At 71.7% G+C, this 10180-nt stretch carries 12 protein-coding genes and 1 pseudogene; all 13 read right to left on the bottom strand.

Annotation, left to right across the window (positions count from 1 at the left end; genetic code table 11):
• A pseudogene (locus Q7L73_RS06570) lies at positions 1 to 459 on the bottom strand (hypothetical protein); the annotation flags it as partial.
• On the bottom strand, positions 456 to 1217 hold the full coding sequence (locus Q7L73_RS06565) for a lytic transglycosylase domain-containing protein (RefSeq protein WP_304687244.1): 762 nt from the start codon (positions 1215 to 1217) through the stop codon (positions 456 to 458). The gene Q7L73_RS06565 and the pseudogene Q7L73_RS06570, both read right to left, overlap by 4 nt.
• Positions 1214 to 1660, bottom strand: a complete 447-nt coding sequence (gene fliJ, locus Q7L73_RS06560; RefSeq protein ID WP_304687242.1) for a flagellar export protein FliJ — start codon at positions 1658 to 1660, stop codon at positions 1214 to 1216. The genes Q7L73_RS06565 and fliJ overlap by 4 nt, the downstream gene beginning before the upstream one ends.
• Before the next feature lie 156 nt (positions 1661 to 1816).
• The gene (locus Q7L73_RS06555; RefSeq protein ID WP_304687240.1) at positions 1817 to 3283 is read right to left on the bottom strand and encodes a FliI/YscN family ATPase; all 1467 of its coding nucleotides are present in this window, start codon (positions 3281 to 3283) and stop codon (positions 1817 to 1819) included.
• A 2-nt stretch (positions 3284 to 3285) separates the two neighbouring features.
• Entirely contained in the window at positions 3286 to 3906 is a 621-nt protein-coding gene (locus Q7L73_RS06550; protein ID WP_304687236.1) for a FliH/SctL family protein, read from the bottom strand.
• Entirely contained in the window at positions 3899 to 4993 is a 1095-nt protein-coding gene (fliG, locus tag Q7L73_RS06545) for a flagellar motor switch protein FliG (protein WP_304687231.1), read from the bottom strand. Before fliG ends, Q7L73_RS06550 begins: the two co-directional genes overlap by 8 nt.
• A gap of 6 nt (positions 4994 to 4999) precedes the next feature.
• Entirely contained in the window at positions 5000 to 6517 is a 1518-nt protein-coding gene (gene fliF / locus Q7L73_RS06540; RefSeq protein ID WP_304687229.1) for a flagellar basal-body MS-ring/collar protein FliF, read from the bottom strand.
• Between the two features lie 34 nt (positions 6518 to 6551).
• Entirely contained in the window at positions 6552 to 6899 is a 348-nt protein-coding gene (locus tag Q7L73_RS06535) for a flagellar hook-basal body complex protein FliE (RefSeq protein ID WP_304687224.1), read from the bottom strand.
• On the bottom strand, positions 6896 to 7342 hold the full coding sequence (gene flgC, locus Q7L73_RS06530) for a flagellar basal body rod protein FlgC (protein ID WP_304687221.1): 447 nt from the start codon (positions 7340 to 7342) through the stop codon (positions 6896 to 6898). The genes Q7L73_RS06535 and flgC overlap by 4 nt, the downstream gene beginning before the upstream one ends.
• Positions 7342 to 7695, bottom strand: a complete 354-nt coding sequence (gene flgB, locus Q7L73_RS06525; RefSeq protein ID WP_304687217.1) for a flagellar basal body rod protein FlgB — start codon at positions 7693 to 7695, stop codon at positions 7342 to 7344. The genes flgC and flgB overlap by 1 nt, the downstream gene beginning before the upstream one ends.
• Before the next feature lie 120 nt (positions 7696 to 7815).
• A complete protein-coding gene (locus Q7L73_RS06520; RefSeq protein ID WP_304687215.1) occupies positions 7816 to 8145 on the bottom strand; it encodes a hypothetical protein in 330 nt (109 codons plus the stop codon).
• A complete protein-coding gene (gene fliS, locus Q7L73_RS06515; RefSeq protein WP_304687213.1) occupies positions 8142 to 8534 on the bottom strand; it encodes a flagellar export chaperone FliS in 393 nt (130 codons plus the stop codon). Before fliS ends, Q7L73_RS06520 begins: the two co-directional genes overlap by 4 nt.
• Positions 8535 to 8771: 237 nt before the next feature.
• Positions 8772 to 10175 (bottom strand): flagellar filament capping protein FliD, encoded by a 1404-nt coding sequence (fliD, locus tag Q7L73_RS06510; protein ID WP_304687207.1) that lies wholly within the window; start codon positions 10173 to 10175, stop codon positions 8772 to 8774.
• Positions 10176 to 10180 lie beyond the last annotated feature (5 nt).

Raw genomic sequence — 10180 nt, 5'->3', positions numbered from 1 at the left:
CGCGGGGGCGGTCGCCGGGGCCGGCGTGCCGGTCGCCGCCGCCGGCAGCGTGGCCGCCGCGGGCGCGACGGTCGTCGCCGGCTGCGGCGCGGGCGTCGTCGTGGCGGCGGGCGTCGTGGCCGCCGTCGAGGCGGTCGGCGTGGCCGGCTGGCCGTTGAGGAGCTGGTTGAGCGCGACTGCGAGCGCGGCGGGATCCGTCCCCTCCGCGCTCGGCGTCACGGCATCCGTGACCGCCGGCCGCGACGGGTCGGCGGCAGGGCTTGCGCCGTTGCCGGCCGAGGCGTTCGCGTCGGTCGCGTCCTGCTGCTTCGCGAGGCCTTCCGCAGTGGCGGTCCGGGCCTGCTGGTCGAGCACCGACGCGAACGGATCGCCGCCGGGTGGTGCGGATCTGCCGCCGGTCTTCGGCGGCCCCGCGTTCGCCGGCGGTGGCGCCGCCGGCAGCGGAATGACGAGACTCATGTGATGGATCCCGATCCAGTCGTGGGCAGGGACGTGGTGAAGACGGGGGCGGCGGTCTGCAGGCCGCCGGCGACCGGCTGCGCCGCGGCGGGCGCGACGCGGTACTCGGCCGCGTACTGCTGGACGCGCTGGACGTAGGCCTGCGTCTCGGCGTAGGGCGGCACACCGCCGTATCTGGCGACGGCGCCGGGACCGGCGTTGTAGGCCGCGAGCGCCTTCGTGACGTCGCCGCCGAAGGCGTCGAGCTGCTGCTTGAGGTACTTGGCGCCGCCCTCGATCGACTGCGCGGGGTCGCGCGGGTCGGTCACGCCGAGCGACGCGGCGGTGCCCGGCATCAGCTGCGTCAGGCCGACGGCGCCGGCACCGCTGCCGGCGTTCGGGTTGAAGTCCGACTCGGCGCGGATCAGGCCCTTCAGCAGCGCGGGGTCGAGGCCGTTGCGCTGCGCGGAGGCGATGATCAGGTCGTCGTAGGGGCTCGGCGTGCCGCCGAGCTGGCTGCCGGTCGCGCCGCCGACGGGCGTCGTCGTGAGGCCCCCGCCGATGCCGCCGCCGGCGGCGGGCGCGGCGCCGAGCGCCTGGCCGACGCCGGCCTGCTGGAGCGCGGAGGCGAAGCTGGTGCCGAGCGTCGCGGCGGCGCCCTGCGTGGGCTGCACGCCGTGCGCGCGGGCGACGAGCTGCTGCAGCTCGGCGATGCGGGCGATCGCGGCCTGCGGGCTGCTCGCGAGCGCGCTCGCGGACTCGACGGCGGCGATGCTCACGCGGCTCTCCGGCGGTGCAGGGTCAGCGCGATCTCGTCCATCGCCGCACCTTCGACGCGCGCCAGCTCGCGCGCGTGGTCGAGGCGGCGTCTCTCCTTCAGCCGCTCGAGCGCCTGGCGATCGCGAGCGGCCTCGACCAGCAGGCCGCGACGGTTCTCGACCTCGGCCTCGGACGCCACCAGCTCCTGCTGGCCGAGCGTGCGGTTGCGCTCGACGCGCTCGAGGTAGAGCTGCCGCGCGATCAGGTCCTGGGCGCTCGTCGCGCCGGCGTTGAGATCGCGCTGCTTGTCGCGCGCGGCGTCGAGCTCGACGCCGGTCTCGCGCAGGCGGGCCTCGCAGGCGCCGCGCCGCGTCATCGCGCCGGCCAGCTCCTGCTTGGCGAGGTCCTCGCTGCGCTCGCGCAGTGCGCGCACGCGCTCGAGGCGGAAGGTGAACTGATTCACGACCCGGTAGTCGGCCGGTCCGCGAGAACATTCACCCCCTGGACGTATGTATGACCGCACGGTGACGCGACCCGCCCCGCGGGTGTCCGGGAACGACGACGCGCCCGCGCGGCGAAGGCCGGGCGGGCGCGTGCAGGAGCAGCCGCGGGTGCGCGGCTAGAGGTTCAGCGGGCCAGGTATCGCCGGGTCGCCCTCGGCGCCAGGCATCTCCGCCTGGGCGGCGGCCGCGCCGGCGCCGGCGGGATCGCCGAGGCCGAACTCGCCGATGCGGGCGGCGATGTCGAGCAGCAGCGCGTCCGCCTGCGCGGCGGTCGTCGCGTCGGTGACGGCCTGCTTGAGGAAGCGGTCGATCTGCGGGCGCAGCGCGATCGCGGCGTCGACGGTCGGGTCGGTGCCGGACTGGTAGGCGCCGATCGCGATCAGGTCTTCCTTCTCCTTGTAGGCCGCCATCAGCTGGCGGACGGCCTGACCGGCGGCGCGCACCTCGGGCGAGACGACCTCGCCGACCAGGCGCGAGACCGACTGCAGCACGTCGATCGCCGGGTAGTGCGAGGCGTGCGCGAGCGCGCGCGTCAGCACGACGTGACCGTCGAGGATCGAGCGGACCGCGTCGGCGATCGGCTCGTTCATGTCGTCGCCGTCGACGAGCACGGTGTAGAGACCGGTGATCGACCCTCTCTTGGCGGTGCCGGAGCGCTCCAGCAGCCGCGGCAGCTGCGCGAAGACGGAGGGCGTGTAGCCGCGCGTCGCGGGCGGCTCGCCGATGGCCAGGCCGACCTCGCGCTGGGCCATCGCGAAACGCGTGACCGAATCCATCATCAACATGACGTCCTTGCCCTGATCGCGGAAGTGCTCCGCGATCGCGGTCGCCGTGAACGCCGCCTTGATGCGCACGAGCGCCGGCTGGTCGGAGGTCGCGACGACGACGACCGAGTGGGCGAGCGCGTCGCCGAGGTCGCGTTCGATGAACTCCTTCACCTCGCGACCGCGCTCGCCGACGAGCGCGATCACGTTGACGTCGGCGGTCGTCGAGCGGGCGATCATGCCCAGCAGCGACGACTTGCCGACGCCGGAGCCGGCGAAGATGCCGAGGCGCTGACCGCGGCCGCAGGGGACGAGCGAGTCGAGCGCGCGCACGCCGAGGTCGACGCGCGTGTCGATGCGCGGGCGCTCGAGCGGGTCGGGCGGAGAGGCGTTGGCGGAGCGGGGGCGCCCGCCGGTCGCGCGCGGCATCCCGTCGATCGGTCTGCCGAGGCCGTCGATGACGCGCCCGAGCAGGTCGTCGCCGACGCGGATGCGGAACGGCGAGCCGGTCGCGCGGGTGGTCGTCGCCGGGCCGATCCCGTGCATCTCGCCGAGCGGCATCAGCAGCGTCCGCTGGCCGCGGAAGCCGACGACCTCCGCCGGCACCGGCGGATGGCCGCGGTCGCCGTTGACCATGCAGATCTCGCCGACCTCGGCCTGCATCCCGGTCGCCTCGACGACGAGGCCGATCAGGTCGCTGACGCGGCCGTGGCGGCGGGCGAGGTCGCTCGCGCGCAGGACGGTGCCGATGTGCGACAGCGTCGCGCCGACGTCCTCGCCGACGACGTTCGCGTCGGGAATCTGGTCCTCGGGCGACATCGCTACTCGCCCAGCTCCAGCTCGACCAGCTCACGCGCGCGCACGAGCTGCGTCGCGACCTGGGCGTCGATCTGGCCCTCCTCGGTCCGCACCATCGCGCCGCCGGTCGTGATGCGGCGCTCGGCCTGCACCTCGCAGTGCTCGATCCCGCCGAGGTTGGTGATGAACGAGTCGACCGCGTTGCGGACGGTCTCGAGGTCGGCGGGGTTGACGAGGATCGTCACGCGGCGGCGCTCGGAGAGGCGGCGCAGCGCGCCGCGCACGACGTCGACGATCCGCTCGGAGTCGACCGCGAGCGCGCCGGCGACGATCTTCTCGGCCAGCTGCAGCGCCAGCTCGATCGAGTCGCGCTCGACCTGCGCGGCGGTCGCGCCGCGCACCTCGTCGACGCCGGCGATCGCCTGCTGGAGCGCGGCCGCAGCCGCCTCCAGCCCCGGGCGCGCCTCGGCCAGCGCGGCGGCATGACCGTCCGCGTAGCCCTCCTGGCGCGCCGTCTCGCGGATCCGCTCGGCCTCGGCACGCGCCTCGGCGATCGGATCCTCCAGGTCTCTCAGCGCGATCGGTCTCGGCGGCTCCAGCGGCCGGAACGTGTACGCGGAGACGTCGGCGAACGCCTCAGACAATGGTGTCGCTCCCGCCACGGCCGATCACGAGCGCGCCGGCGTCCTCGAGCCGGCGGACGATCGCGACGATGCGACCCTGCGCCTCCTCGACCACGCGCTTGCGCTGCGGCGGCATGTAGTCCATCTCCTCGCGCAGCAGCGTCGCGCCGCGATCGGACATGTTCGCGAGGATCCGCTCTCTGACCTCCTCGTCGACCGCGCGCAGGGCGAGCGCCAGATCTCTCTGGTCGGCCTCGCGCAGCACGAGCTGGATCGAGCGGTCGTCGAGCTTGGCGATGTCCTCGAAGACGAACAGCAGCCGGCGGACCTCTTCGCCGAGCTCGGCGTCACGCTCGGTGAGCGTGTCGAGCACGTTGCGCTCGGTCGGCCGGTCGGTGTAGTTGAGGATCTCGGCGAGCGACTTGACGCCGCCCTGGGAGCTGTACTCCTGCTGGACGACGGAGGCGAGCTTCTGGCGCATGACGCCCTCGATCTCCTTGACGACGTCCGGCGGGGTCTCGCTCATGCGCGCGATCCGCAGCGCGATGTCGGCCTGCTCCTCCTCCGGCAGGTGCGCCAGCACCTGCGCCGCGAGGGTCGTGTGCAGGTTCGCGATCACGAGCGCGATCGTCTGCGGCGCCTCGGCGCGCAGGAAGGTGACGATGTGCTCCGGCGGGGTGCGGCGCAGGAACTCGAACGGCCGCATCTCGATCACGGTCGAGAGCCGGCCGATGATCTCCGCGGCGCGCTCGGGGCCGAGCGCGCGCTCGAGCACCTCGCGCGCGTAGTCGACGCCGCCGGCGGCGAGCGAGTCGTACGCCTGCACCGTCGCCACCAGCTCGTCGAAGACGAACTCGACCGACTCGTAGTCGATCTGGTTCATCTTCGCCATCTCGAGCGAGAGCGCCTCTATCTCCTCGTCGCGCAGATGCTTGAAGATCTCGGCGGCCTTCTCGGGGCCGAGCGCGACGAGCAGGACGGCCGCCTTCTGGCGCCCTCTCAGGCGCACCTGCGTTCTCTGCGGCAGGCGCCGCGGCGCCGGCATCACGCCGTTCTCGCCGACCGCGGGCGCGGACGGGTCGTTCGCCGCTGGAAGTTGGATCGCCATGACCGCCTAGTCCTCCTGCATCCACGCGCGGACGTGCTGCGCGACGCGCTCCGGGTCGCGCTCGACAAGCTCCTCGACCTGCATCCGCGCCGGGTTCTCGGGCGATCTGAGCGGCAGCACCTGGGTCGGCGCGACCGGCTGCGGCATCGGCTCCAGCTCAGCCAGCGGACGCGGCGTCTCGATCTCGTTGAGCCAGGTCGGCTCGGCGCCGAGCGCCTCGTTCTCGCGCTTGCGCAGCTGGCGCGTGACGAGCGCGAGGAAGACGAGCGCGGCCATGCCGAGCAGCGCGTATCTGGCGTAGTCCCAGATCTTGTCGACCGGGTTGGCCGCCTCCGGTCTCGGCAGCGGCGCGAAGTCGACCTGGCCGAGCGTCAGCACGTCGCCGCGCTGCGTGTCGATGCCGGCGGCCGCCATCACGGCGTCTCTGACCTGCGGCAGCATCGCGGCCGGGATCGATCTGTCGATCAGGACCGCGACCTGCTGTCTGGTGATCGCGCCGGGCGCGACTCTCGTGCGCGTGAAGGTTCTGTTGACGGCGAAGTTCTGGTCCTCGGTCTCGCGTCTGTAGTCCGAGTCGCCGCCGCCCTGCTGGGCGTAGCCGGGGATGTTGCCGGCGGTCCCGGCCGTGCCGCCCGCTCTCGCGCCTCTGCCGACGAGCGACTCGACCTCGGTTCTTCTCGTGACGGGCGTGCCGTCTCTGCCGTAGACGAGTCTGTCCTGCGTCGCCTCGTTGGCGTCGAGGTCGGCCTTGACCTGGACCTCGGCGAGGCCGGGGCCGAGCGTGCGAGCGAGCATCGCGGTCAGGTCGGCGGCGGTCGCCTGGTTGTAGCGCGCCTCGATCGCCTGCTTCGTCGTCGCGCCGCCGGCGCCGCCGCTGGCGGAGTTCGGCCACAGCATCGTGCCGGAGCTGTCGGTGATCGTGACCTTGTCGTTCTTGAGGCCGGGGACCGAGTTGGTGACCAGCTGCGCGATGCCGCGCACCTGCCCCTCGTCGAGACCGCCGCTCGCGCCCGACAGCAGCACGGCCGCGGTCGCGGGGCTGGTGTTCTCGGCGAACAGCTGCGCCTCTCTGTCGGGCAGCACGAGCTGGACCTGGGCGCCCGTGACGCCGTCGACCTGCTCGATCGTCTGCGCGATCTCGCCTTCGAGCGCGCGCTGGTAGTTGACCTGCTGCTGGAAGTTCGAGGTGCCGAGCTTCTGGTCGTCGAGGATCTTGTAGCCGTCCTTGGTGCTGGCGGGGACGCCGGCGGTCGCGAGCGCGATCCGCGCCTGCGCCGTCTGATCCTTCTGGACGGCGAGCGCGGTGCCGTTGTTCTGCAGCTCGTAGGCGATGCCTCTCTGGTCCAGCGCGGAGGTCACCTCGCCGGTCTGCTTGGGGTCCATGCCGGTGAGCACGGTCGTGTAGCTCGGCGCGGTCGCGATCCGGAACAACACGAAGAGGACGATGACGATCGCCAGCGCTCCGACTCCGAGCACGATCTTGCCGCGGGTCGAGAGGTTGGCGAGCAGGGCGCGTGAGGGCATTGATCAGAGGGAGGTGATCAGAGGGAAGGCGAGATCAGATCTGGGTGCGGAAGATCTCGGTGAGGGCTTCGGACCCTCTGGTGCGGATCTGGCCCGCGAACTGCATCGCCATCTGCGCCTTCTCGACGGCCATGACGGCGGTCACCGGGTCGGTCGCGGTGCCGTCGGCGAGCGACTGGCCCTGCACGGCGGCGTTGGTCTGCAGGTCGCTGAGCTTGCCGATCTCGTTCGAGAGCAGCTTGCCGAATCCTCCGCCGTCGACGCCGCCGACGCCCTCGACGGAGGGATCCTGGAAGTTTGCGCCGGGCAGCTGCGTGACGTCCGGCGTCTGCCACTGGTCGGTGAGGCCGGCGACCATCGAGGGATCGATCGCAGCGATCATCTGAGCAGCTCCAGCGTCTTCGTGAACATCTGCTTGGCGGACTGCATGGAAGTCACATTCGCCTCGTAGGAGCGGGAGGAGCTGATCAGGTCGACCATCTCCGTGACGGGGTTGACGTTCGGCATCGCGACGTAGCCCTGCGCGTTCGCGTCCGGATGGCTGGGGTCGTAGACGAGCCGCGTCGAGGTCGCGTCCTCGACGATGCCGCCGACCTCGACGCCGCGGCTGGACTGCGTCTCGCGGACGCCGCCGATCGCGCCGGTCAGGACGGTGCCGAAGCTGTCGCCGGCCGGCTGCAGGACGACCTGCTTGCGCAGGTACGGGCCGCCGTCGGCGGTGCGCGTCGTCTGCGCGTTGGCGAGGTTCTCCGCGGTCACGTCCATCCGCAGGCGCTCGGCCGTCAGGCCGGAGCCGGCGATGTCGATCGCGTCGAAGAGGCCCATCAGCGGACACCCATCGCGATCTGCATGATCGTGTTGCGGGCGCCGAGCACCTGCACGAGCGCCTGGTACTCGAGCGTGTTCTTGGCGAGCGTGGCCGACTCCTGGTCGGCGTCGAGGCCGGAGCCGTCGGCGCGGACCGTGCGGGTCGGGTCGGTCGACGGGCGGAAGCTGACCTCGGTCGGGTCGACGCCGGACGCCTGCGCGCTCTTGAGCGCGCTGTGGAAGTCGAGGTCCTGACGCTGGTAGCCCGGCGTGTTGATGTTCGCCAGGTTGTTCGTCAGCAGCTCCTGACGCATCGAGGCGCCGCGCATGGCGGTCTCGAGCGCAAGCTGGGTGCTGTCGAAGAGGCTCATCGGGTCGAGGGTCCTTTCCTGCCGTCCGTGGGAGTCGGTGGACCCCCCTCCATGAGGGTCTTCACGCGAGAACATCGGCCGGTCACGGCGGTACTTGAGTGGTGAATCGGCGTGACGGGCTCAGCCGGCGGCTTCGAAGGCGCCGCGGGCCGGGCGCTGGTCGCCGTAGCCGCGTGCGGTGCGACGGCCCTGCTCGACGAGGCCGAGCGAGCGCTTCGTCTCGGCGACGCGCGTCGCCAGCTCGAGCGTGATCCGCTCCTGCAGCGCGGCGGCGCGCGCCAGCGGCGGAGCGGCCTCCGACGGCGGCCGGCCGGGCAGCGCGGCGACGACCGAGTCGCGCTCCATCAGCAGCGCCGACAGCGCCTGCGCGTCGAGCTCCTGCTCGATCACGAGCGCCAGCTCCTGCTCGGCGAGCGCGGCGAGGCGCTCATACGGCTCGAGCGTGCTCACGCGCGCGCCGCCTGCGGCGCGGAGGCGACCTGATCCCAGGCGTCGCGCAGCTCGCCCAGCAGCTCGCTGACCTTGTCGAGCTTGTCGGCGTCCTGTTTCATGCGGGCCTCGCCGATCAGCCGCTGGCAGAAGATGTAGATCGACTCCAGCTGGAGGGCGATCTCGCCCTGGCTCATGTCGAGCGTCGCGAGCAGGTGATCGATGATCGCCTCCGCGCGGCGGAGCCGCTCATGCGACGTCTGCACGTCGCCACTGCGCATCGTGACCGCGGCCTGGTAGAGGAAGCGTCTGGCGCCGTCATAGAGCATGACGACGAGCCGCTCCGGGGGCGCGGTCAAGACCGCGCTCTCACGATAGGCCTGCGGCGATGCCGCGAGATGGGTGCTCATGGGCCTTCCGGGTTCGAGGGACAACATGGGGCCCGATCGGGGTCCCAGTCCGGGTGATCGACGGCGGCGCGGCGAGATTTAGCGGCTGGACCTTCGGACGACCGCCAATGTGCAGCGAAGAGGAGCTTTCGTCAGCTTTCCGACCACCTCGCCGCAGCCTTGAACGTCCGTTAACGGGCGGCGCCGGCGGGCCGCTGGAAGCGGTCCGCCGGCGCGCGCTGCCGAAACGGGTGCGGCTTACTTGGAGAGGCCGGCGAGCTGCCCGGAGAGCCACTGGCTCTGCGTCTGGCTCTTCGACATCGCCACTTCCAGCGCGGTGAACTGCGCCTGCAGCGATCTCTGGCGCAGGTCCAGGCGCGCATCCATCTGCGCCATCTGCGATCTCAGCACGCGCAGCTCGTCGTCGGCGCCGGTGACGCGGGCGTCGAGCATGCCGCCCGACTTGACCTGCTCGTTGATCAGTCTCTCGAAGTCGCGCGCGAAGCCGCCGGCGCTGTTGACGCCGGCCAGCAGCGTGCGGACGCCGTTGGGGTCGTTCGTGAGCGCGTCGGAGAGTCTTCTCGTGTCGAGCGTCAGCTTGCCTCTGAGCGTGTCGGCCGAGGTCGTCGACGAGATCGCACCGGTCGTGATGCCGATGTCGGTGAGCGATCTGAGGCCTCTGACGGTGCCCGCGACCTCGGTGTAGATCGCCTGGCGCATCGTCGTCAGCATGTCGTTCAGCTGGCGGTCGGCGTAGAGCGAGCCGGCCGTCTTCTGCGTCGACAGGCGCGAGTCGGCGACGCCGTTTCTGATGTCCTCCTGCGAGCGCGGATCCGGCACCGGTCTCTCGTCGAGCTTGGTGCGGATCATCTCGACCGTCGCGTTGTACGCGTCGACGAACGCCTGCACCTTTCTCGTGATCGCGTCGGTGTCGGCGCCGGGCGCGCCGACCGTGACGGTGACCGGGCCGGAGGTCGTCGTGAGCGCCTTCAGCGTCACGGTGACGCCGGCGACGGCGTCTCTGACGATGTTGCTGGAGGAGGTTCTGCTGACGCCGTCGACCGTGTAGATCGCGTCTCTGCCGGCGCGCTCCAGCGATCTGTCCTCCGTCAGCACGCCGGCGTTGCCGCTGACCTGGATGAAGGCACCGCCGTCGGCGCCGCTCTGGCGTCTGGAGAGCACGATCGTGCCGTCGGAGGTGGCCGCGGCGTAGACCTCGGCGTCTCTGTCGGTGTTGATCGCGGTCGCGACGTCCTGCGCCGTCGCGCCGGCTCTGATGACGGTGTCGTGACCGCCGATTCTGATCGTCGTGTCGGCCGCAGGCGCGGTGTACGCGAACGTCCGCTGCGCCGCGTTGGCGAGCTGCTGGACCTCGATCTGGTACCCGCCGACGCCGGCGCCGTTGGTGGAGGAGACCGACACCTTCGTCGCGTCGCTGGACTCGACCGCCTGCGTCTGCTGGAACAGCGTGACGGAGCGCAGGTCAGCCGCCGCCGTCTGCAGCGTCTTCAGCTGCGTCTGGAAGTTCTTGAGCAGCGCCTGTCTGGTCTGGATCAGCGTCTGCTTGGTGTCGAGGAGCGTGCGCGGCTGCTTCTCGATCGCCATCAGCTGGGCGATGATGGACGTGGTGTCGAGGCCGGACGCGAGGCCTCCGATACTCATGGTCG

The sequence above is a fragment of the Conexibacter sp. CPCC 205762 genome (assembly GCF_030646155.1).
Lineage (GTDB): Bacteria > Actinomycetota > Thermoleophilia > Solirubrobacterales > Solirubrobacteraceae > Conexibacter.
The sequence above is the reverse complement of the archived record's forward strand: the minus strand, read 5'-3'. Positions and strand labels throughout refer to the sequence as shown.